This is a genomic window from Nocardia rosealba, assembly GCF_020216065.1.
Classification (GTDB): Bacteria; Actinomycetota; Actinomycetes; order Mycobacteriales; family Mycobacteriaceae; genus Nocardia; species Nocardia rosealba.
On record NZ_JAIWNA010000004.1, the window covers coordinates 78,870 to 101,700 of the forward strand.

At 68.5% G+C, this 22,831-nt stretch carries 18 protein-coding genes and 1 tRNA gene; 11 read left to right on the forward strand and 8 right to left on the reverse strand.

The window, feature by feature from the left end:
• Nucleotides 1-363: 363 nt before the first annotated feature.
• Together LDL21_RS17175 and LDL21_RS17180 are read left to right on the forward strand one after the other, a co-directional pair.
• Entirely contained in the window at nt 364-987 is a 624-nt protein-coding gene (locus tag LDL21_RS17175; RefSeq protein WP_225280937.1) for a hypothetical protein, read from the forward strand.
• A gap of 222 nt (nt 988-1,209) precedes the next feature.
• A complete protein-coding gene (locus LDL21_RS17180; protein WP_225280938.1) occupies nt 1,210-1,785 on the forward strand; it encodes a dihydrofolate reductase family protein in 576 nt (191 codons plus the stop codon).
• Here LDL21_RS17180 and LDL21_RS17185 read toward each other — a convergent pair.
• Nucleotides 1,767-2,471, reverse strand: coding sequence for a helix-turn-helix domain-containing protein (locus LDL21_RS17185; protein ID WP_225280940.1), 705 nt, complete (start codon nt 2,469-2,471; stop codon nt 1,767-1,769). The genes LDL21_RS17180 and LDL21_RS17185 overlap by 19 nt on opposite strands.
• 88 nt (nt 2,472-2,559) lie before the next feature.
• Between LDL21_RS17185 and LDL21_RS17190 the strand changes: the two genes are divergently transcribed.
• The 4 genes from LDL21_RS17190 to LDL21_RS17205 all read left to right on the forward strand — a co-directional run bounded on the left by LDL21_RS17190 (nt 2,560) and on the right by LDL21_RS17205 (nt 5,308).
• Complete coding sequence (locus LDL21_RS17190) at nt 2,560-3,069, forward strand: DUF1990 domain-containing protein (RefSeq protein WP_225280941.1); 510 nt, start codon at nt 2,560-2,562, stop codon at nt 3,067-3,069.
• A gap of 132 nt (nt 3,070-3,201) precedes the next feature.
• Nucleotides 3,202-3,849 carry an SMI1/KNR4 family protein gene (locus tag LDL21_RS17195; protein ID WP_225280943.1) on the forward strand — a complete coding sequence of 216 codons (648 nt, stop codon included), beginning with the start codon at nt 3,202-3,204 and terminating at the stop codon, nt 3,847-3,849.
• A 301-nt stretch (nt 3,850-4,150) separates the two neighbouring features.
• Complete coding sequence (locus LDL21_RS17200) at nt 4,151-4,729, forward strand: hypothetical protein (protein ID WP_225280945.1); 579 nt, start codon at nt 4,151-4,153, stop codon at nt 4,727-4,729.
• 99 nt (nt 4,730-4,828) lie between these two features.
• Nucleotides 4,829-5,308, forward strand: a complete 480-nt coding sequence (locus LDL21_RS17205; protein WP_225280946.1) for an ankyrin repeat domain-containing protein — start codon at nt 4,829-4,831, stop codon at nt 5,306-5,308.
• A 297-nt stretch (nt 5,309-5,605) separates the two neighbouring features.
• Here the strand turns inward: LDL21_RS17205 and LDL21_RS17210 are convergent.
• A tRNA-Leu gene (locus tag LDL21_RS17210) sits at nt 5,606-5,687 on the reverse strand.
• A 372-nt stretch (nt 5,688-6,059) separates the two neighbouring features.
• On the opposite strand from LDL21_RS17210, the gene LDL21_RS17215 reads away from it, so the two are divergent.
• Together LDL21_RS17215 and acpS are read left to right on the forward strand one after the other, a co-directional pair.
• Complete coding sequence (locus LDL21_RS17215) at nt 6,060-15,389, forward strand: fatty acid synthase subunit beta domain-containing protein (RefSeq protein WP_372462196.1); 9,330 nt, start codon at nt 6,060-6,062, stop codon at nt 15,387-15,389.
• A gap of 11 nt (nt 15,390-15,400) precedes the next feature.
• Nucleotides 15,401-15,838 (forward strand): holo-ACP synthase AcpS, encoded by a 438-nt coding sequence (gene acpS / locus LDL21_RS17220; protein ID WP_067486057.1) that lies wholly within the window; start codon nt 15,401-15,403, stop codon nt 15,836-15,838.
• A 30-nt stretch (nt 15,839-15,868) separates the two neighbouring features.
• On the opposite strand, the gene LDL21_RS17225 is transcribed toward acpS, so the two are convergent.
• Nucleotides 15,869-16,501 carry a TetR/AcrR family transcriptional regulator gene (locus LDL21_RS17225; protein WP_084457458.1) on the reverse strand — a complete coding sequence of 211 codons (633 nt, stop codon included), beginning with the start codon at nt 16,499-16,501 and terminating at the stop codon, nt 15,869-15,871.
• Between the two features lie 283 nt (nt 16,502-16,784).
• Between LDL21_RS17225 and LDL21_RS17230 the strand changes: the two genes are divergently transcribed.
• Entirely contained in the window at nt 16,785-17,990 is a 1,206-nt protein-coding gene (locus LDL21_RS17230) for a hypothetical protein (RefSeq protein WP_225280948.1), read from the forward strand.
• A gap of 50 nt (nt 17,991-18,040) precedes the next feature.
• Here the strand turns inward: LDL21_RS17230 and LDL21_RS17235 are convergent, their stop codons facing one another.
• Together LDL21_RS17235 and LDL21_RS17240 are read right to left on the reverse strand one after the other, a co-directional pair.
• Nucleotides 18,041-18,805 (reverse strand): ABC transporter permease, encoded by a 765-nt coding sequence (locus tag LDL21_RS17235; RefSeq protein WP_225280950.1) that lies wholly within the window; start codon nt 18,803-18,805, stop codon nt 18,041-18,043.
• Entirely contained in the window at nt 18,802-19,743 is a 942-nt protein-coding gene (locus tag LDL21_RS17240) for an ABC transporter ATP-binding protein (protein ID WP_181697858.1), read from the reverse strand. Before LDL21_RS17240 ends, LDL21_RS17235 begins: the two co-directional genes overlap by 4 nt.
• A gap of 120 nt (nt 19,744-19,863) precedes the next feature.
• Here LDL21_RS17240 and LDL21_RS17245 point away from each other — a divergent pair, with 120 nt between their 5' ends.
• Nucleotides 19,864-20,598, forward strand: a complete 735-nt coding sequence (locus LDL21_RS17245) for a TetR/AcrR family transcriptional regulator (protein ID WP_225280951.1) — start codon at nt 19,864-19,866, stop codon at nt 20,596-20,598.
• On the opposite strand, the gene bcp is transcribed toward LDL21_RS17245, so the two are convergent.
• Nucleotides 20,599-21,072 carry a thioredoxin-dependent thiol peroxidase gene (bcp, locus tag LDL21_RS17250; protein ID WP_225280953.1) on the reverse strand — a complete coding sequence of 158 codons (474 nt, stop codon included), beginning with the start codon at nt 21,070-21,072 and terminating at the stop codon, nt 20,599-20,601.
• Between the two features lie 72 nt (nt 21,073-21,144).
• Here bcp and LDL21_RS17255 point away from each other — a divergent pair, with 72 nt between their 5' ends.
• Nucleotides 21,145-21,378 carry a DUF3618 domain-containing protein gene (locus LDL21_RS17255; RefSeq protein WP_084458565.1) on the forward strand — a complete coding sequence of 78 codons (234 nt, stop codon included), beginning with the start codon at nt 21,145-21,147 and terminating at the stop codon, nt 21,376-21,378.
• Nucleotides 21,379-21,442: 64 nt separating this feature from the next.
• Here LDL21_RS17255 and LDL21_RS17260 read toward each other — a convergent pair whose 3' ends face one another.
• Nucleotides 21,443-21,742 (reverse strand): excalibur calcium-binding domain-containing protein, encoded by a 300-nt coding sequence (locus LDL21_RS17260; RefSeq protein ID WP_067486070.1) that lies wholly within the window; start codon nt 21,740-21,742, stop codon nt 21,443-21,445.
• Between the two features lie 117 nt (nt 21,743-21,859).
• Nucleotides 21,860-22,831: a pirin family protein gene (locus LDL21_RS17265; RefSeq protein ID WP_181697866.1), complete on the reverse strand. Its 972-nt coding sequence runs from the start codon at nt 22,829-22,831 to the stop codon at nt 21,860-21,862.

Here is a 22,831-nt window from a genome sequence, read left to right on the forward strand (position 1 = left end):
GAGATACCCCCACACAGAACAGTCCCCGGTAGTCTCCATCGAACCGTGGGTTATCAGTCGTCGCTGACAGCTCCGGAATTCGACTGGCTTGCCGGGGGCTTAGCCGGATCCTGAAAAACAACTCACCGCTGTCGACGGACGTCTCTGTCGGTAGCGTAGCCATTTTCCGGTGCTCCGGTATGTCTCCAGTCTGCTCCGATTTCTCCTGCTGTCAATACTTGTTGCCTGACTATTTCGCCGAAATTCCGAGGTCGGGCGAGGTGTTGGTGTGCGGCATTGTGCGGACGGCCGGTGCGGAGGACAGTGGGTATGTCCGGTGGTGTCCACCGGGGGCGCCACTCTTGGAGAAGCAGGAGGTTGCCTGTGTACGCACGTTCGAGCACTATCGCGGCTCAGCCGTCTTCGATCGACAGCGGGATCGCGTACCTCCGTAACAACGTGATGCCGCAGTTGCCCGAGCTCGACGGATGGGTCGGCCTGTCGCTGATGGTGAACAGGGCGACGGGACGTTGCATCGCCACGACCGCGTGGGATTCGGAGGAAGCGCTGCAGTCGAGCCAGTCGCGTGCCCAGCCGTTGCGTGACGGTCTGGCCCAGGCGATGAGTGGGCGGCTGGAGAAGATCGACGAATGGGATGTTGCCGTCATGCACCGCGAACATCTGGCAGGCCCGCGCGCGTGCACCCGATGCACCTGGTTGCAGGTGGATCCGGCCGGGATGGACCTGCTGATCGACACATTCAAGAACAGACTGCTGCCTGCGTTCGAGGAGCTCGAAGGGTTCCGCAGCGCCAGCTTGTTCGTCGACCGGGAAACCGGGCGTGCGGTCGGCTCCACCGTCTGGTCGAGTGTCGAGGAGTTGGACAGCAGCCGCGAACACACGGACCGGATGAGGGCCGCGGCCTCGCGCAGCCTGAGCGCCGACGTCCTCGATGTAGCGGAGTTCCGGCTCGGCTTCGCGCACCTGCGCGTACCCGAATTGGTGTGATGCGCTGGGTGATCCGGCCGGGAGGGTGCTTCCGGCCGGATCGGCCGTGCCCGGCGGACACCGAGTCGAGGTGGCCCGGATCACGGCGTTCACCGAGGCAGTGGAGAGCTCGGTCCGCCTGATCTCCGGCCGGGGTGATCGTGTCGGTTTCGTCCAAGACGGGCGTTGGTGCCTCGACTTAGGGTGAGTGCAGTCCGACGCACGATCTTCAGGAGGAATCGCATGACACGCGAGCTGGTTTACACGGGATTCATGTCGCTCGACGGAGTGGTCGATTCGCCCGGTGGCACCGTTGAAGGGCATCGCAGTGGTGGGTGGGTCATGCAGACCGAGTTCGTGCCGGAGGCGTATTCGCTCAAGGGGGAGGAGCTCGCGGAGACCTCGGCGCTGATGTTCGGGCGACGCAGCTATGAGGCGTTCGCGCCGATCTGGCGGGATTCCGAAGACCACGCCGCGTACAAGGATCTGCCCAAGTATGTGGTGTCCTCGACACTGTCCGAGGACGATCTGATCGACGGCTGGGGTGACATCACGATCCTGCGGACCGTCGCGGACGTGGAGAAGCTGAAGCAGTCCGACGGTGGGGCCATCTTCATCCACGGCAGTGCCGAACTGGCACGGACTCTCGGTGACGCCGACCTGATCGACCGCTACAACCTGTTGGTCTTCCCGGTCCTGCTCGGCGCGGGCAAGAACCTCTTCAGCCATTCGGACCGACCGAAACAGCAACTGCGGCTGCGGGATTCGGATACCTACAGCAACGGTGTGGCGAAACTCGTCTACGACGTGGTGCGCTGACCGAGCGCGATCGCCCCGCCCGCACCTTCGCGTAATTGCCGCGCTGTGCGCCCGACATAGCGTCGCAGCGCGCGGGCGAGGTGGGGTTCGTCGTAGTACTCGAGCTTGGCCACGACATCGGCCGCCGTCTCACCCGCACTCAGCAGCTGAGCCGCGGTGCGGACGCGTTCGATCTGGCGGACCGCCCCCTGTGTGAGGCCGGTGGAGGTGCGGAATCGGCGTTCGAGTGTCCGCTCACCGACAGCGGGCTGTGCACCACGCAGTGCCTCGACGACCAGTTGGTCGCGACCGACCACGCCCGCCGTGACCAGCCGTCCGACGAGCGTCTCGGCGTCGTCCGGGTGTGGTGTCTCCCAGCGTGCTCCGTCGAGCCAGAAGCCGCGGTCGGTGATGTCCGGCAGCATGACTCCACCGTCTACCAGGGACGATGTCGCGACGGTACGCAACGAGGTGCCGACGGCGAACTGGACACCGAGAAAACTGGCGCCCTCGGGTACCGGCGCCGTTCCCGCCCGGCTCTCCGGCCCCGTCACCGCGGCTCCGCGCACACCGTCCTGGTCCCAGAAGACCAATCCCCACGTTTCGGTCGCCACGGAGGTCATCTCCGCCACGTGCTCGCTACGACAGGTCCATACCGTGGAAACCCACGGCGAATCGGACCCGCGCCCGTCGAACACCAAACCCACACGTCGATGCTAATAGGCCGTGCGACGATCTGGTCCCTGTCCCCGGTGCTGACCGCCGCCGTTGTCGCGGAAAAGTACCGTCGTAGGCATGCACGATCTGACCTACGCACCCGCAGGCTCGACCTGCCCCGCCGAGCGCATGTGGGCCGAAGGTCCCGACGGGTTCCAGCGATTCGAGACCTGCGTGGTGATCGGGGACGGTGAGCAGGTGTGTGAAGCGGCGAGGCAGGCGGTGTTGTGCTGGGGTGTGAAGCGGCGCAGTGGGTTTCGGGTCGTCCCGGATGGGACCGTCGCTGTCGGCGCGGAGTATCGGGTGAGCGTGGGGTGGGGGCCGCTGTCGATCCATGAACCCGTGCGGGTGGTGGCGGTGGTCGATACCGAGGACAGGTGTGGGTTCGCTTATGGCACCCTGCCGGGGCATCCGGTGTGTGGTGAGGAGGCGTTCGTGGTGCATCGACGACCTGACGGGACCGTGGAATTCACACTGAGGTCGCTCACCCGACCCGCGCCGACCGGATTCTGGCGGACGATCTTTCCGATCCTGCTCGTCGCCCAGCGCCACTACCGCCGCCGCTATCTGCGTGCACTGCTGCGCTGACCGCGTCGACGTGCGTTGTCGACGCGGCGACACCAGCCCACACGTCGATGCTGATCAACAGCGGTGACACCGCCAGAAGAGCCGCAGATTTTCGGTGGTGCAGCAGCGAACGGCCGTGCGACGATCTGGTCTATGTCCGGGGAGCTGACCGCCGATGCCGTTGTCGAAGAATGGAAGTCGCGACTGATCGCGCTCGCGCGCACGCCGGAGTATGTCTTTGTCGACACGCCGCAAGAGTTGATCGACCGGCATCGGGCACGGCTCACCACCTTCGAGGGCTGTACCGACGCGGAGCTCGAGGCTGTCGAGAAGCGGATCGGCGGGCGGTTCCCTGAGGTGTTTCGTCAGTACCTGCTGCAGATGGGTGAGGCGTGCGGTGACCTCTTCCGAGGGAGCGATCGCGGGGGTATCCGATGCTTCGATCGGCTGTGTGACGACGCACGGGAGATCGTCGAAGACGTGGGCGGCAGGTGGACACTACCGCCCGACGCCGCCATCGTTCTCACCCATCAGGGCTATACGTTCGATTACGTGCGTGCAGTCGGCGGATTCGACGGACCGGTTCTGCGATGGACGGATGGAAGTCCCGACGAGGACATTCAGATCGCGGCCACGTTCGCCCACTATGTCGACGCGCAGCTCCGGCTGAGTGAGCGCAACAACCGCACAGCCCGTGAGCGAGGTGGCTACTGCCTCGTTCTTTATCCAGGTGGCGGACAGCGCTTTTACTCAGCGCGAAACTCAGCTCGAACCTTCTCGGCCGCCGAGAATCAGCGGTGACTTTCGGACGGCCATCTCCAGGGGGGCCGTTCATCCCGGCGAGACCACGGCGCCGCCGACCGTGAGCCGGGCAATCACGCCGAATTCCGAACGCGGCATGCGTGTTTCAAAACTGTGCGCGAAAGGTGATTCGCATATCGATCGCGGATCTGAACCAAAGAATGGATTGGTCGATCGGCGCAGATGTGAAATAGATCACAAATATTGATTTAATATCTTTCGGCTATTACTAATAGCCCGGTCGACATTCGCTTGGTCCAGCTTTGGGGGGCAAAAGGTCGAGAGGGAGTAGTCAATGTTCATGCGTTCAACCCGCAACATTCTCCTCGGTGCACTGCCCGTAGTTGTGGCGGTCGCCTTCGCCGGTAGCGGCGTCGCGTCGGCGGACGCCGCCGCCGACCAGCAGGCTCAGCCGGCCACCGTGCTGGCCGTCCCGGGGGACAACTTCGCGACGGCCGTTGCCGCGTTTTCGTTCGGATCCGCCGTCCCGGCGGGCGCTGTGATTTCGCAGGATGCCGAGCCTTCGATTCCGCAGGCCGCCGAGCTTTCGGACGAAGGCTTGGTTTCGGAGGTGGCAGCTCCCGCGATTTCCGAGGCAACCGCCCCCGTTGTTTCGGACGTGATCGAGAACCAGGTGGAAGAGGTCGCGACCAATCCGAAGGCCGAGAACTCCGACCCGGTGGTCAATGGTGCTCTCGCCGGTGCCGGTCTTGGTGCGCTGGCCACGCTGGTCAACTGCATCCCGTCCGCGATCGTCTTGGGTGTGGGCTACCCGATCTGCCTCCTCCTCGGCGTTCTTCCCCACGCGGCAATCGGTGCCATCATCGGTGGCGTTGTGGGCCATGTGAATCCGGAGGTCGTTCCGCAAGTTCTGCCCTGACAATGTAGGTCTGTAGCTGCCCCTGCTTCGGGACTCCCGGTGCCGCTGTGGTGAAAAGCCCAGCCGCACCGGGGGTTTTGCTGCGGGGATACTGATGTGGTGCTCGGAGCGGAAGAGTTCGATCTCGTAATGGCTGTCATTCGTCGCGACATCGACGAGGTGCGACGCGCTCACGAGGCCGGCGTCGACCTGGCGAGCGCCACCGCGCCGGGAGGCACTCTTTCCGGCTGGGCTGCGGAGTGGGGCAGAACCGAGATCCTCGCGTACCTGCTGGCCGAGGGAATCGAGGTGGAGCCGAGAGCTCTTTCGAAGGCCGCGGACAAGGGACATGCCGAGACGGTGAGGCTACTGCTCGACCATGGCATGAATCCGGATCTTCCGACTGAGTGGCCGCCGCTGTGCGCAGCAGCAATCGGCGGCTCGCCCGAGTGCATCCGAGCTCTCTTGCGGGCAGGAGCACGGGTCGATGTTCGGATGGGCCCGCAGGTAGGCCTCGCGAGCGGAAAAACCCCTCGGGAGCTCGCCGCAATGCGTCCTACAGAAGGTACGGCGGAGATACTCCGGCTACTCGAACAGTAAACTGCGGCGCACCGCCACCGGCCGGACCGGCGACGCCGTCGTCCGAAGTCCCCTCGCAACTCACCGAGTCTGCCGCGCCCAAGCGAGCAGGGGCGGTGGTTCATGCAACGCGGACGGTGGGTCTCGGAACCTCATGGAGTACCTCGACCGCCGCACCGGCCTGTGGCTGAAGGTGAGCCACTTGGTCACCGTGCAGGACGCCGAGACGTTTCTCGCACGCGCCGGGTTCTAGACACGCGCGGGGCCCACTCGGCGCCGTCCGATCAGCCCTGATCTGACCCGAAGGTCAGGAATCTGTGCGCGAGAGGGGACTTGAACCCCTACGTCCGTGGACACCAGAACCTAAATCTGGCGCGTCTGCCAATTTCGCCACTCGCGCTGGATGTGTACGACCGTCCAAACTCTACCGGGCGAATCGGGCTCTCCCAAGCGTTGGGGCGGCGTGGCGTACTGGTGGGTAACACGACCTGGGGTTATAACGATTCGGTAAAGGTCAATATGAGGGGCACTCATGTTTTGCAAACGGACAGTAGGGCCTCACCTGCGGGTTCAAACATGAGGCGGGGTCATGTTTCAGAATAAAGTGGTACGGGCGTGCGGAAATACTGGGTGGTAGCTGCCGTGGGGGCGGGAAACGTGAGGCTTTCCTCATGATTTTGTGCGATCGTGGCTTCTAACAGGCCCGAGGGGCTGCCGGATACGTGTGCGTGCCGTCGGTGGGCGGAGCGCCAGGAGAAGGAAGTCGAGCGACTTGACGATCAACGAGAGCACCGAGATGGGCACGGGGTCGACCGCGAAAGCCGAAGGTCGTGGCCGGGCAACGGGTGTCCGGGTGTCGCTGCTCGAGCAGTTGCGCGGTGGCGCGGGATACGCGTTGGCCTTCGGTGGGCAGGGCGCGCAGTGGTTGCGTGAGCTCGAGGAGATCGGGCGCGACAGCGCGCTGGAATCCGAGCTGACGGCGCTGGTCGGCGAGGCCGCGGCGCTGGTAGATCCGGTTGCCACCCAGTTGCTGATGGTTCGTCCCGGCGGGTTCGACCCCATGGGCTGGGTGCTCGAGAGCGAACTCGACGAGCCGGAGGAGCCGTCCTCGGCGCCGGCCGACGCGGTACTGCGGTCGGCGGCCGTATCGATGCCCGGCGTACTGCTCACCCAGCTCGCGGCGATTCGCGCGCTGCGGCTGCAGGGTCTCGACCCGGCCGAGCACGCGCCGGTCGCCGTAATCGGGCACTCCCAGGGGCTGTTCGCCGCCGAGGCGGTGCGGGCCGGTGGCGCGCGCGACGCAGAGCTGCTGGCGATTGCCCAGCTCGTCGGTGCGGCCGCCGGTCTGATCGCGCGCAGGCGCGGGCTGATGCCGGTGGGGGAGCGCTCGCCGATGGTGGCGGTGTCGAATGTCGATCCTGAGCAGTTGCGCGCGATCGTCGCCGAGGTGAGCGAAGGGGTCGACCCGGCGCAGGCCGCGGTGGTGTCGATCCGCAACGGGCGCAGGCGGGTCGTGCTGTCGGGCGCGCCCGCGCAGATCGACCGGGTGCGGGCGCGTTGCGCGCAGCTGCACGAGGAACAGAACCGTGAGCGCGAGGCGAAGATCCGTGGTGGCGCGGTGTTCTCGCCGGTCTTCGAAGACGTGACCGTCGACGTCGCCTTCCATCATCCGGCGCTGGCCGAGACCGTCGACGTGGTCGCGGGCTGGGCCCGTCAGTGCGAGCTCGACGTAGACCTGGCCGCCTCGCTCGCCCAGCAGATCCTGGTCGACCCGATCGACTGGGTCGCCATCGTCGACTCCGCCGTCGAGGCGGGCACCCAGTGGATCCTCGACCTCGGCCCCGGTGACCTGCTCTCGCGCCTGACCGGTGGTTCGCTCAAGGGCACCGGTGTCGGTGTCGTCGCGGCCGCCACGCGCGCGGGGCAGCGCAGCCTTCTCACCCCGGGTGCGGCGCCCGAACCGTCGGTGCCGTGGTCGGCGTTCGCGCCCAAGCCGGTACGCCTGCCCAACGGCCGCATCGTCGTGGAGACCGCGTTCACCCGCCTCACCGGCCGTTCACCGATCCTGCTCGCCGGCATGACGCCGACCACGGTCGACGCGAAAATCGTTGCGGCGGCGGCCAATGCGGGGCACTGGGCAGAGCTGGCCGGTGGTGGACAGGTCACCGAACAGATCTTCGCCGACCGGATGACCGAACTGCGTCAGCTGCTGCAGCCGGGCCGCGCGGTGCAGTTCAACTCGCTGTTCCTCGACCCGTACCTGTGGAAGCTGCAGCTCGGCGGCAAGCGGCTCGTGCAGAAGGCGCGCGCGGCTGGTGCGCCGCTGGACGGCGTGATCGTCACCGCGGGTATCCCCGAACTCGACGAAGCCGTCGCGCTGATCGCCGAGCTCACCGAGGTGGGTATCAGCCACGTCGCCTTCAAGCCGGGCACCGTCGCCCAGATCCGGGCGGTGCTGCGGATCGCCGACGAGGTGCCGGACTACCCGGTGATCATGCACATCGAAGGTGGCAAGGCGGGCGGGCACCACTCCTGGGAAGACCTGGACGACCTGCTGCTGGCCACCTACGCCGAGTTGCGCGCCCGCGCCAACGTGGTCGTCTGCGTCGGCGGCGGCATCGGCACCCCCGAGCGCGCCACCGACTACCTCACGGGTACCTGGGCCAGCAACCACGGCTACCCCGTGATGCCGCTCGACGGCGTGCTGGTCGGCACCGCGGCCATGGCCACCCTCGAGGCAACCACCGCCCCCGAGGTGAAGCAGCTGCTCGTCGACACCCCTGGCACCCCCGACTGGGTCGGCGCGGGCACCGCGAGCGGCGGCATGGCCTCGGGCCGTAGCCAGCTCGGTGCCGACATCCACGAGATCGACAACGCCGCCTCGCGCACCGGCCGCCTGCTCGACGAGGTCGCCGGTGACGCCGACGCCGTGGCCGCGCGCCGCGACGAGATCATCGCCGCGCTCGATGCCACCGCCAAGCCGTACTTCGGCGACGTGGCGACCATGACCTACCAGCAGTGGCTGGAACGCTATGTCTCCTTGGCCGTTTCCAGCGATGTCCCGATCTCCTTCGATTGCGGCAGCGATATCGGTGACGCCATTCGCGACGCCACGCGCTCGGACTGGCTCGACATCAGCTGGCGCGACCGGTTCGCCGAGATGATGCGCCGCACCGAGGCCCGGCTGCACCCGGCCGACCGCGGCGAGATCGAAACCCTCTTCGCCGACGACGCCGACTTCGAGCACCCCGTGCAGGCGCTGTGCGCGCTGAAGAAGCAGTACCCGGCCGTCGCCGAGACCGTGCTGCATCCGGCGGACGTGCCGTTCTTCGTGTCGCTGTGCAAGACGCCGGGCAAGCCGGTGAACTTCGTGCCCGTCATCGACGCCGATGTGCGCCGCTGGTGGCGCTCGGATTCGCTGTGGCAGGCCCATGACCCGCGCTACTCGGCCGACCAGGTGTGCGTCATCCCCGGCACCGTCGCCGTCGCGGGTATCACCCGGGTCGACGAGCCGGTGGGTGAGCTGCTCGACCGCTTCGAGCAGGACGCCGCGTTCAGCCTGGTCCGCTCGGGTGTCACCCCGGCGCCGGTGGACGCGCGCCGGGTGGCCGGTGTGGTCGCGGGCCCGATCGACACGGTGCTGGCGGCCCCTGATGTGCAGTGGGCCGGGCGCACCACCGTCAACCCGGTGCATCGCCTCGGCGCGGTATCGGAGTGGGTGGTCGAGCAGGGCAGCGCGGTGCATACTGGCACCGGTGCCACCCTGACCGAAACGACCGGCCCGGAAGCCGAATTCAGCTACGTCGAGCTGGTTGTTCCGCTGCTCGGCAAGGACGCTGTGCGGATCCGGATCACCGTCCCGACGAGCGTGTACTCCGGCGGGGCGCCGGTCATCACCGAAGCCGATGCCGAAACCGCCATGTCCGCCCTGCTCGGCGTGGCCGCCGGTGCATCGCTGCCCGACGTGAAATCCGGTGTGGCACATCTGAACCTGGCCTGGCAACCGGATCTGATCGCCGACCACGCGGGCGTCACCGGCTCGGGTCTGCCCGAGACGCTCAGCACCCTCGGCCGCACCGCACCCGACGTGCTCGTCGGCGCCTGCTGGCCCGCTGTCTTCGCGGTGCTCGGCGCGGCCCGCACGCCCGCCGGCGGTTCGGTGATCGAGGGCATGCTCGACCTGGTCCACCTGGATCACCAGATCGAACTGCTCGCCGAACTGCCCTCGGAGACAGCGATTCTCGTCGTCCGCGCCGACGGCGGCGAAGTGGTCGACACCGATATGGGTCGCGTGGTCGAGGTGGCCGTGAGCATCGGCGTCATCCTCGATCAGGGCCTCGACGCCACCCCGCTGGCCCGGTTGGTCGAACGGTTCGCCATCCGTGGCCGCAACGGCGCCGGTGAACTCACCGACCCGCCGCGGGCCGCCGGGTCCGTGTCCGGCGCGGCCACCGACACCCCGCGTCGCCGCCGTCGCGATGTGAGCATGGCCGCGCCGCGCGCCATGCACGCCTTCGCCGCCGTCTCGGGCGACCACAACCCGATCCACACCAGTGAGGCCGCCGCCAAGCTGGCCGGCCTCGGCAGCCCGATCGTGCACGGCATGTGGCTCTCGGCCGCCGCCCAGCACGCCGTGGTGGCGGTGGATCCCGAAAGCTCCGTTCCCGCACGCACTCTCACGGCATGGACCACCCGGTTCCTCGGCATGGTGCGCCCCGGCGCGACCGTGGACGTGCGGGTGGAGCGGATCGCGGTGGACGCCGGCGCCGAGATCGTCGAGGTCTCCTGCCGCGTCGAGGGTGACCTGGTCATGACCGCGACCGGGCGCACCGCCGCCCCGAAGACCGTGTACGCCTTCCCCGGGCAGGGCATCCAGCGCAAGGGGATGGGCCTGGACGCACTGACCCGCTCGAAGGCGGCCAAGCAGGTGTGGGAGCGTGCCGACGCGCACACCCGCGAAGCACTCGGTTTCTCGATCCTGGCGGTGGTGCGCGACAACCCCACCTACCTCAAGGCGCGCGGTGTCGAACACCGTCACCCCGACGGTGTGCTGCACCTGACCCAGTTCACCCAGGTCGCCATGGCGACCCTCGGTGTCGCCCAGGTCGCCGAGCTGCGCGAAGCCGGTGCCTTCGTCGAAGGCGCCATGCTGGCCGGGCACTCGGTGGGTGAGTACAACGCACTCGCCGCCGTGGCCGGTGTGCTGCCGCTGGAAGCCGTGCTCGAGGTGGTGTTCCAGCGCGGTTCGGCCATGCACGAGCTGGTCCCGCGTGACGCGCAGGGTCGCAGCGACTACCGGATGGCCGCCATCCGCCCGTCGCAGATCGCCCTGCCCGACGACGAGGTCATCGACTTCGTCACCGGCATCGGCGAAGCGACCGGTGAATTCCTCGAGGTCGTGAATCTGAACCTGCGCGGCTCGCAGTACGCCATCGCGGGCACCGTCGCCGGGCTCGAAGCCCTGGAGACCGAGATCGACCGTCGCCGCGCCGAGTTCGGTGGCAAGCGGGCGTTCATCCTGGTCCCCGGTATCGACGTGCCGTTCCACTCCTCGGTGCTGCGCGACGGCGTGCCGGAGTTCCGGCACAAGCTCGAGCAGCTGCTGCCCACCGAGGTACACCCGGAGGTGCTCGTCGGGCGCTACATCCCGAACCTGGTGCCGCGGCCGTTCTCGCTGGAGCGTGAATTCCTCACCGAGATCGCCGAACTCGTGCCGTCGGAGCCGCTGCAAGCGGTGCTCGCCGACTTCGACAGCTGGGCCGAGCGCGACGCCGAACTGTGCCGCGTGGTGCTGATCGAGCTGCTGGCCTGGCAGTTCGCCAGCCCGGTCCGCTGGATCGAGACCCAGGACCTGCTGTTCACCGACACCGCCCATGGTGGTCTCGGCGTGGAGCGTTTCGTCGAGATCGGTCTCGGTGCCACTCCGACCGTGGCGAACCTGGCGAGCCAGACGCTGAAGCTGCCCGCGTTCGGTGGGGCGACGGTCGAGGTGGTCAATGTCGAGCGCGACGCCGCGGTCGTCTACTCCACCGACACCGATCCCGCGCCGGTCGAGGACGACATCGAGGAGACCCCGGCCGCCGAAACCCCCGCTGCCGCAGCCGCTCCCGTGGCCGCCGCACCGGTGGCGACCGGCGGACCGCGCCCCGACGACATCGCCTTCACCGCCGCCGACGCCACCCGCGTGCTCATCGCGCTGTGGACCAAGCTGCGCCTGGATCAGATCGGCCCGGTCGACACCATCGAAAGCCTCTGCGACGGTGTGTCCTCGCGGCGCAACCAGCTGCTGGTCGACCTCGGCGCGGAGCTCTCGCTCGGTGCCATCGACGGTGCCGCCGACGCCGACATGGGCGCGCTCGCGGCCACCGTCGAACGCCTGGCCCGCACCTACAAGCCGTTCGGCACCGTGCTCACCGACGCCATCGGCGACCACCTGCGCAAGGTCTTCGGGCCGTCGGGCAAGCGGCCCGCCGCCATCGCCGACCGGGTCAAGAAGGTCTGGGAACTCGGTGACGGCTGGGCCAGCCACGTCACCGCCGAGGTCTCGCTCGGCACCCGCGAAGGTGCCAGCGTGCGCGGCGGGGACCTCGGCGGACTCGTCGGTGGCGCTCTCACCGACGCTGCCTCCGTCGATGCCGCCATCGACGCGGCCGTGCAGGCTGTCGCCGCCCGGCGCGGGGTCGCGGTCTCGCTGCCCTCGGCCGGTGGCGCGTCGGGCGGCACCGTCGACGCGGCCGCGCTGGGTGAGTTCACCGAGCAGATCACCGGTCGCGACGGCGTGCTCGCCACGGCGGCTCGCGTGGTGCTCGAGCAGCTCGGCCTCAGCGAGCAGGTGAGCGCACCCGAAGCCACCCCCGATACCCTCGTCGACCTGGTGTCGGCCGAACTGGGTTCGGATTGGCCGCGTCTGGTCGCTCCCGCGTTCGACGCTCGCAAGGCCGTCCTCATCGACGACCGCTGGGCCACCGCCCGCGAGGATCTCGCCAAGATGTGGCTCGGCAACGACGCCGAGACCGCCCAGCTGTCGATCGACGGCTACTACGGTGCCGGGGAAGCGGTTGCAGCACAGGCGAACTGGTGGCGTCAGCGGGCCATGCACGAGGCCCGCTCGGTGCTGGCCGGGGTGTACGCGCAGATCGCGCAGGTCGCCCTCGACACCAGCGAACCGGGGCTGTGGTCCGACGACGTCGCCGTGATCACCGGTGCCAGCAAGGGTTCCATCGCCGCCGCCGTCACCGGCAAGCTGCTCGCCGGCGGTGCCACCGTGGTGGTGACCACCTCGAGCCTGAACGACGAACGGCTGCGGTTCTACCGTTCGCTGTATCGCGACAACGCCCGCCACGGCGCGGCGCTGTGGGTCGTCCCCGCCAACATGGCCTCCTACCAGGATCTGGACGCGCTCATCGAGTGGGTCGGGTCCGAGCAGGTCGACAACGCCGGTGGCGCCAAGATCAAGGTCAAGGACGCCATGACTCCGACGCTGCTGCTGCCGTTCGCGGCGCCGCGCGTCGCGGGTGATCTCGCCGACGCCGGTGCGCGTGCCGAGATGGAGATGCGCGTGCTGCTGTGGTCGGTGGAGCGGTTGATCGGCGGCTTGTCCGCCCTCGGCGCCGATCATGACGTCGACGCGAAACTGCATGTGGTGCTTCCGGGTTCGCCCAACCGTGGCCTCTTCGGTGGCGACGGTGCCTACGGCGAGTCCAAGGCCGCGCTCGACGCCGTGGTCGCCAAGTGGCGGGCCGAGAAGTCGTGGGCCGCACGGGTCACCCTGGTGCACGCGCTGATCGGCTGGGTGCGCGGCACCGGGCTGATGGGGCACAACGACCCGATGGTCGAGGCCGTCGAGGCGGCGGGCGTGCACACCTGGTCGACCACCGAGATGGCCGACGAACTGCTGAAGTGGTGCACCTCGCGTGCCCGTCAGGTGACGGTCACCGGCCCGCAGCAGATCGACCTCACCGGCGGCCTGGCCCGCGCCAAGCTCGACCTGCCCGCGCTGGCCAAGCAGGCACAGGAAGCCGCGGCCGCGGCCGAGGAGGAAGCGGCGACCGCCGCGACCATCGCCGCGCTGCCCGCACCGCCGACCATGAGCTCGGCGCTGCCGGTGCCCGAATGGGGCGAGGTGACCGCCGATCTCAGCGAGATGGTCGTCATCGTCGGCGCGGGCGAGCTCGGCCCGTACGGCTCCGCGCGCACCCGTTTCGAGATGGAGGTCGAGGACGAGCTGTCGGCCGCGGGCGTGCTCGAGCTGGCCTGGACCACCGGTCTGATCCGCTGGGAGAACGAGCCGAAGCCGGGCTGGTACGACACCGAATCCGGGGACTTCGTGCCCGAGGAAGAGGTGGCCGAGCGCTACCACGACACCGTCGTCGAACGCTGCGGTGTGCGCCGCTACGAAGACGACGGCGCCATGCTCGACAATGCCGCCCCGCTGCTCACCTCGGTGTTCCTCGACCAGGACCTGTCGTTCACGGTGGCGAGCGAGGCCGAGGCCCGCGCGTTCCACACGGCCGATCCCGAGCACACGGTGATCACCCCGGTCGCCGATTCCAGCGACTGGACCGTCACCCGCAAGGCGGGCACCGAGATCCGGGTCCCGCGCAAGGCGAAGCTGTCGCGCGTGGTCGGCGGTCAGATCCCCACCGGCTGGGACCCGACCATCTGGGGCATCTCCGCCGACATGGCGGCCTCGATCGACCGGGTGGCGCTGTGGAACATCGTCTGCACCGTCGACGCGTTCGTCTCGGCGGGCTTCAGTCCCGACGAGCTGATGAGCTGGGTGCACCCGAGCCTGGTGGCCAACACCCAGGGCACCGGCATGGGCGGCATGTCCTCGATGCGCTCGCTCTACGTCGACAACCTGCTCGGCGAGCCGCGCCCGAACGACATCCTGCAGGAGGCACTGCCCAACGTCGCACTCGCGCACGTGGTGCAGTCCTACGTCGGCAGCTACGGCGCGATGGTGCACCCGGTCGCGGCGTGCGCGACGGCGGCGGTGTCGGTGGAGGAGGGCGTCGACAAGATCCGGCTCGGCAAGGCCGAGGTCGTGGTCGCCGGTGGTTACGACGATCTCGGTATCGAGGGCATCGTCGGCTTCGGTGACATGTCGGCCACCGCCGACTCGGCGGCCATGCGCGCCAAGGGCATCAGCGACCGGTACTTCTCCCGCGCCAACGACCGCCGTCGCGGCGGCTTCGTCGAATCCCAGGGTGGCGGTACCGTGCTGCTGGCCCGCGGTGACGTGGCCGTGGAGATGGGCCTGCCGGTGCTGGGCGTACTCGCCTTCGCGCAGTCCTTCGCCGACGGCGTGCACACCTCCATCCCGGCACCGGGTCTCGGTGCGCTGGGTGCGGGGCGTGGCGGCAGCGGTTCGCGGCTGGCGGCCGAGTTGCGCAAACTCGGCGTCACCCCGGACGACATCGCGGTGATCTCCAAGCACGACACCTCCACCGCCGCCAACGATCCCAACGAGTCCGAGCTGCACGAGCGGCTCGCGGGCGCACTGGGTCGCAGCGAGGGCGCACCGCTGTTCGTGGTGTCGCAGAAGAGCCTCACCGGCCACGCCAAGGGCGGCGCGGCGGCCTTCCAGCTCATCGGCCTGTGCCAGGTGCTGGAAAACGGTGTGGTGCCGCCGAACCGGAGCCTGGACTGTGTCGACGAGAAGATGCAGGCCTACCCGCATCTGGTGTGGGCACGCGAACCGCTGCGCTTCGGCGAGAAGTTCGCGCTCAAGGCGGGTCTGGTGACCTCGCTCGGCTTCGGACACGTGTCGGGTCTGCTCGCGGTGGTGCATCCGCAGGCGTTCCTCGCCGCGATCGAACCGGGCGCGCGGGCGGAGTACCAGGAGCGGGCGCAGGCACGTCAGCTGGCGGGCAGGCAGCGTTTCGCCGAGGCCATGTGCGGCGGCGCGGCACTGTACGAGAAGCCGGCCGATCGTCGCCTCGGCGCCGACGGCACCCCGGCCAAGCAGGTCCGGCAGCTCGAGGCCGACATGCTGCTCTCGCCGACGGCGCGCCTCGACCAGGGGCTGTACCGGGCCAACGGAATCGGTTGCGAGACCGGGCTGCTCGGTTCCGCTCCGCAGACCAGCGAAGCGTCGTAGGCTGCCGCTTCGTGACGATTCTCGGTATCGGCTTGGACCTGGTCACCATTTCCGAGTTCGCCGAACAGCTGCAGCGGCCCGGGTCGGCCATGCTCAGGGAGACGTTCACCGCCGGTGAACGCCGCTACTGCCAGAGCAAGCAGACCGACCCGGCCCGCAGCTTCGCCGCCCGCTGGGCCGCGAAGGAGGCGGTGCTCAAAGCCTGGGCGTCGTCGCGTTTCGCGCGCAGCCCGCAGATCGGGGACAACCCGTATCCGCTGATCGAAGTGGTCAACGACGCGTGGGGCAGGCCGAGTATCAAACTGCACGGCCTGGCCGCGGAGTTCCTGCCGCGCGTGCGCGTGCACCTGTCGCTGACCCACGACGGCGACACTGCCGCGGCCATGGTGGTTCTCGAAGATCCGGGTGAACTAGCCGACCTCATCGAAGGACGGGTAGGAAACTCCTAGCGCCGCAGACGTTCCGGGCCCGGGTCGAGGTCACTCCTCCGACCCGGGTCCTTTCGCGTGCCTGGACTCCTTCTCGGCGACCAGCAGATACGCCACCATCAGCCGCTTGAGTTCGGCGACGGCGTCGGCGTTGGACTGCTCGTCCTGCACCGAGAAGTTGAGCATCGAATAGACGACGTGCACCAGCACCTCGGCCATCATCGTGCGCCGGGCGCGGGGAGTGCGCGGGGTGAGCGGCCGCAGCATCTGCGACACGACCTCGGCGAACTCCTTCTCGTGCAAAGCGCCCGTCGCCCGGGTGGACGGGGTGGACTGCATCGCCAGCCACACCTCGCGCCGCGACGGATCGGTGGTCCACAGATTCGCCAGGTGATCGACGAACTGGTTCATGTGCCGCAACCAGTCCAGCGACGGCACCTCGCCGTGGAAATCGGCCAGCTCGCGCGAAACCGCGACGAGGTCTTGCCGATTCAGCTCACAGACGATCACGTACTTGTTGGCGAAGAACTGATAGAGCGTGCCGATCGGCACCTCGGCGCGCTGGGCGACCTCTTCACAGGTGAACGATTCGAAACCCACCTCGACCAGCAGTTCTCGCGAAGCCTGCAGCAATGCGTCGAACTTGCGCTTGCTGCGCTCCTGGGTGGGCCGCTTGCGCGGCATCAATTCCTGTGGATCGTCCTGCAATTCCAGCGCGGGGTCCGGGCGGTGCTGCTTGGACCGGGCCTGCGCATGTACTTCCACCCATCCAGGCTAGCGCTAGAGGGACCTATACGACATCCGCATACCCGAAGCGTGTCAGGAACCGGTGTGATTCCCACCCATCCGACCCGTGACCGGTGACGAATCATCAGATGAGCGTGCGTGCATCCGCACGCTGATTCGCGGTTCGTACCGCACCGCGTCGCACAGGGGCATCGTTTCGCTACAGGGGAAGGCAAGACTGGTGGCAGCAGTATCAGTGGTAACCCTCGGCGTGAGCACCGAGCGTGGAGCCGTGCACGCGGTCGCGCTCGCCGAGACGGGCAGCACCCTCACCGATCGGATGGTGCTGCGGCGCACCGTCCGTACCGCCGGTGACAGCAGACCGGAGACGGCCGAAGCGGTACGGGTGGCGCTCGACGCCCTCGCCTCCGAACTCGGCGACGACTACGAGATCGCCGGTGCGGCAGTCGGATACCGCGACGCCGCCGATCGCCGCGCCATCGTCACCCATCTGGCGACCACGCCGTGGAGCTCGGCGTCGCTGGTGTCGGCCAAGTCGGCGCACCTGTTCGTCGGTGGCGTGATGACCTGGCTCGACGAATTCGACACCCTGCTCGTCTACGAGGCGGTGCCGGGCTACCAGGCGATGACCCTGCTCGATCCGGGCAGGCACCGCGTGCTCGCCGCGTGCTCGCAGACCGGTCCGTCCACGCCCGAGGCTCTGCGTGCCGGGGTGGCGGCGGCGGGCGACCAGCTGGATGCGGCATCGGTGCGGCCCGGCGCGGTGGTGCTCATCGGCTCGTCGGCCGACGCGCCCGCCGTGCGCGAGGCAGCCGCGGGCTTCGGGGTGCCGGTGCTGCCGTGCCGGCTGGCCGGCTACGCGCCCGCGGCCGGTGCCGCACTGGTCGCGCTCGGTGACACGAAGGTGGCGCCGATCACCGGGCCCGCGCGGTCCCGCCGCGGCACCGCGGTGGCCGCCGCGGCGGCGAGTGTGCTGGCGGGCGGGCTGGTGGTCGGTGGTTCCTACGCGCTGATGGACGGTGGCGCGCCGACGGTCGACAACACCGCCGCGTCCTCGGAACCCGGTGCGGCCCCCGCACATCCGGCCCCCGCTGTCCAGGAGGCCGCCGACACCGGATCCGCCGGAGGGCTCGGAGGTGGCAGCGGCCTCGCGGTCGACCCGACACCGCCGACCGACGTCTGGCCCTACGAGAAGGTGTCACCGAACCCGCAACTGGTCAACCCCGGGGTGTTCCCGCTCGACTACCCGACTCAGCTCTACGGCGACGCGGGCGAGGACGAGCCGCTCCCGCTGGAACCGGTACAGCCGGTCGCCCCGGAGATCCCGGTCGCCGCGCAGACGGTGCCGGGCACCGGTATCCCGCTCAGCATGCAACCCGCCCAGGCGATGACGCCGCCGGGCGGGATGTCACAGTCGGCCGACTGATACGGCACACGGGCCGCGCGAGATGATCGCGCGGCCCGTGCCGTTTCCGCTCAGGAACTGGTGCGGCGCTGGAACATCCACCGCGCGGCCAGATACCCGGCCACCGCGATGCCGCCGCACCACAGCACCGCGAGCAGGCCGCTGTCACCGATGGGCGTGCCCATCAGCAGCCCGCGCATCGTCTCGATCACCGGCGTCACCGGCTGGTTCTCGGCGAAGGTGTGCAGCCAGGTCGGCATGGTCGAGGTCGGCACGAACGCACTGCTCACATACGGCAGGAACATGAAGAAGAACGTGAACCCGTTGGCCGCCTCCGGGTTGCGGGCCACCATTCCCAGCGCCGCCGACAGCCACGACAGCGCGAACACGAACATCGCGAGCACGCCTGCCACGCCGAGCCAGCGCACCGGATCGGTGGTCGGCCGGAAGCCGAGCACCACGGCCACGCCGATCACGACGGCCGAGGTGACCAGGTTGCGCAGCACGCTCTCCACCACATGTCCGGTGAGGACCGCCGAGCGGGCGATCGCCATGGCCCGGAACCGGTCGACGATGCCCTCGGCCAAATCGGTCGACAGCGCCACCGCCGTGGTCGAGGCCCCGAATCCCGCACACAGCAGGATGATTCCGGGCACCACATAGTCGATGTAGGCGCCGTCGACCCGCATCGCGCCGCCGAAGACGTAGACGAACATCAGCAGGATCATCACCGGCAGGGCGATGGTCATGATCATGGTGTCCGGGCTGCGCAGGGTGTGGCGGATATTGCGGTCGAGCATGGTGACCGAATCCTGCACGGTGGTCAGGGCGCTCATGCCGCGACCGCCGTCCGGCCGGTCAACGCGAAGAACACATCGTCGAGGTCCGGTGTGTGCACGGTGAGCTGCTCGATGGCGATGCCGAGTTCGGCGAACCGGTCGAGCAGCAGTTTGATCTCCACTGCGCTGCCCGTCGAGGACACCTGCATGCTCAGTTGTTCGGGGTCGACCTGTGCGCTCGGCACCGCCTTCGCCGCCGCGGTGAGCAGGGTGTGATCGGCGAACCGGAACCGCAGGTGCCCGCCGGGGACGAGCCGCTTGAGTTCCTCCGGGGTGCCGTCGGCGACGATGCGCCCGCCGTCGAGGACGGCGATGCGGTCGGCGAGCTGGTCGGCCTCCTCCAGGTATTGCGTGGTGAGGAAGACGGTGGTGCCCTCGGCGGCGAGTTCGCGGATGGCGTTCCACAGATCACGGCGGCTGCGTGGGTCGAGGCCGGTGGTCGGCTCGTCGAGGAAGACCAGCCGCGGGCGGCCCATCAGGCTCATGGCCAGGTCGAGTCGGCGTCGCATGCCGCCCGAATAGGTGTCGACCGGCTTGGCCGCGGCGTCGACGAGATCGAACCGGTCGAGCAATGCGGCACTGCGGCGGGCGATTTCAGGCTTGTCCAGATGCAGCAGCTTGCCGGTGAGGCGCAGGTTCTCGTGGCCGGTGAGCACTCCGTCGACGGCCGCGAACTGGCCCGTGACGCCGATGAGCGCGCGCACGTCGTCGGCCTCGGTGACGGGGTCGTGGCCGAGGACGCGCAGTTCGCCGCGATCCGGTCGGGTGAGGGTGGCGAGGATGCGGACCAGGGTGGTCTTGCCCGCGCCGTTGGGGCCGAGCAGGGCGAAGACGGTGCCCGCACGGACCTCGAGGTCGAGGTCGTCGAGGACGACGTGGGTGCCGAATGACTTGTGCAGCTGCCGCACCGAGAGTGCGGGTGGTTCGGGTGCCATGGTGTTTTCTCCGATCGATGCCACTGTTTATGGCCTATATTGTTTATAGGCTAAACAGTTGTCGGACACAAGTGGGCCGCCGGTTACAGTCGTGGCAGAGCGAAGGAGGCGGACGAGTCGATGACGACCGGCGAAGCGGCGTTACCCAGAGCGGTGGAACTGATGTGGGGGCTGGCCCAGCCGGCCGGTCGCGGACCGAAACGGGCGCTCACCATCGACCAGATCATCGATGCCGCGATCGAGGTCGCCGACGCGGAAGGCGTCGCCGCGCTGTCGATGAGCAGGGTGGCCAAGCAGCTCGGCTTCACCGCCATGTCGCTGTACCGCTACGTCGACAGCAAGGACACCTTGCTCGACCTGCTGATGGATCGGGTGGTGGGCGCGCCACCGGACATCCCCGCCGGAACCTCCTGGCGCGCGGGTCTCGAACAATGGGCTTTCGCCGAGTTCGACCGGATCGGCAGGCATCCGTGGTGGATCGACATTCCGCTGGCCCGGCCGCCGATGGGCCCGAACAACATGGCTTGGCTCGAGGTGGCGCTCGGCACGCTCGCCGGGACCTACGTGCCGGAGCCGGCGAAGCTGCAGCTGGTGATGAACGTGTCGGTCTACGTCATCGGCAAACGCCGCATGCTGCGCGATCTGCAGACCGTCGAAGGTGCCGATTTCGCCTCGGTGATGGCGCGCGTGCTCGACCCGCGGCGGTTCCCCGCAGTGACGGCGGCCATGTCGGGCGCGGCGTTCGACGGCGACGAAGACGAAATCGACATCGACTGGGCCCGAGCCGATTTCGAATTCGGGCTGGCGCGGATGCTCGACGGTTTCGAGGTGTTCATCCGCACCTTCGCCGAGTAGCTACACCGACAGGTCGCGGCGCAGTTTGGCCACGTGGCCGGTGGCGCGCACGTTGTACTGGGCCACCTCGATCTTGCCGTCGGCGTCGACGAGGAAGGTCGAGCGGATGACGCCGGTGACGGTCTTGCCGTACATCTTCTTCTCGCCGAACGCGCCCCACTGCTGCAGGACGGTGCGCTCGGGGTCGGACAGCAGCGGGAAGGTGAGGCCCTCGGCGTCGCGGAACTTGGCCAGTTTGGCCGGCTTGTCCGGGGAGATGCCGAGGACGGTGATCCCGGCCTCGTTCAGCTCGGCGAGATTGTCGCGGAAATCGCAGGCCTGCTTGGTGCAGCCGGGGGTCGAGGCGGCCGGGTAGAAGTAGACGATCACCTTGCGGCCACGGTAGTCCGACAGTGACACGTCCTTGCCGTCGGCGTCGGGCAGCGTGAAATCGGGTGCGGTGTCTCCGGGGGAGAGGCGATGGTTGTCGGTCACCACCGCACGGTAACCGACCGGGTCCGCTGACGGCATGGATAGACTCGGGCGAGCACAGACACATACCTGGAGGTGACGGTGGCCAAGGACGACACCGACCGGATCGAACGCGAGATCGAGATCGCGCGCGCCCGGTTGGCGACCACGCTCGACGAACTGGCGGTGCGCGCCGATCCGCAGCGGATCGCCGACGACACGAAGGCGATCGTGGTCGCCAAGTTCAACGAGCCCAAGGTCAAATACACGCTGATCGGCGCGGGTGCCCTCGTAGCGGGCCTGGTCCTGGTCAAACTCTTCCGCCGCTGACCGAGCGGGAAAACACAGAACACCCGATGCGGCGGACCGCATCGGGTGTTCTCTTTCGTGCGAATTACTGCGTGGGGCAGGCCAGGCCGTCGCCGTCCGGGTCGAGGTGGGGGGAGTAGCCCGCCTCGCCACGGAACAGGGGGGCACGGCCTGCGGCCATCGCCTCGTCGCAGCTGCGGAACGCACCGCCGGCCGAACCGGACTGGACCAGGTTGGCCGAGCCGGTGGCGCCGAGCAGGGAGTCGAAGCTGGACGAGCCGGTGCCCGCGGAGCCCGTCACCAACGGATTCGCCTGAGCGGCGGGGGCGACGAGCAGGCCGAGGCCTACGGCGGCGAGGCTGACAGTGAGCCGACGAACGTTCATGAATTCCTCTATGTCTGCTGCGGTTCGGATGTTGGCCCGGACACACGCCTCGGGCGGCGAAGTCAACCTTCATGACGGGGCCCCCGCTTGTCAACCGCACCGCGTGTGCCTCGCCTGTTACTCGCCGAGCCTGCGCCCGGTGAGGTGCTCGGCGGGCACGGTGCCCATCCGTCCGGCCTGGAAGTCCTCGAGTGCCTCGATGATCTCCGCGCGGGTGTTCATGACGAACGGTCCGTACTGGATTACGGGCTCGCGCAACGGTTTTCCACCGAGCAACAGCACTTCGAGGTCGCCGAAGTCCTGTGCGGTGTCGGCGGTGAGCGTGATGGCCTCGCCCTTACCGAACATCACGAGCTGGCCGGTGTGGATCGGCCGACGGTCGGTGCCCGCCGTGCCGCTGCCCGACAGCACGTAGGCCATGGCCGTGAAGTCCTGCGGCCACGGTGTTTCGAGCTGCGCGCCGGGGCTGATCGAGGCGTGCGCGTAGGCGATCGGGGTGTAGGTGGAGCCCGGTCCGGCGAAACCGCCGACCTCGCCCGCGATGAGTCGCACCAGGGCGCCGCCGTCGTGCGAGCTGACCAGGGTGAGCTCGCTGCCGCGCAGGTCCTGGTAGCGCGGGGTGGCGAACTTCTGGGCGCGTGGCAGGTTCACCCACAGCTGGATGCCGTGGAACCGGCCGCCCGAGATCACCAGTTTCTCCTCGGGCAGTTCGTCGTGCAGCATGCCCGAGCCCGCCGTCATCCACTGGGTGTCGCCCTCGCCGATCACGCCGCCGCCACCCTGGGAGTCGTGGTGGACCATGGTGCCGTCGAGCATGTAGGTGACGGTTTCGAAGCCGCGATGCGGATGCCACGGCGCGCCCTTGGCCTCGTAGGGCTCGTAGGCCACGGGGCCCATCTGGTCGAGCAGGATGAAGGGGTCGGCCGCGCGCAGGTCGACGCTGGGGAACGGGCGCGTCACCTCGAAACCCGCCCCCTCGCGCTGACGGTGGGCGGTGACGATCTGACGTACCGGCCGCTGGGTTTCGGTGACGTCCGGGCGGGGGAGCCGGGGCAGCACCATGATGTCGTCGACGGTGATCGCGGGCAT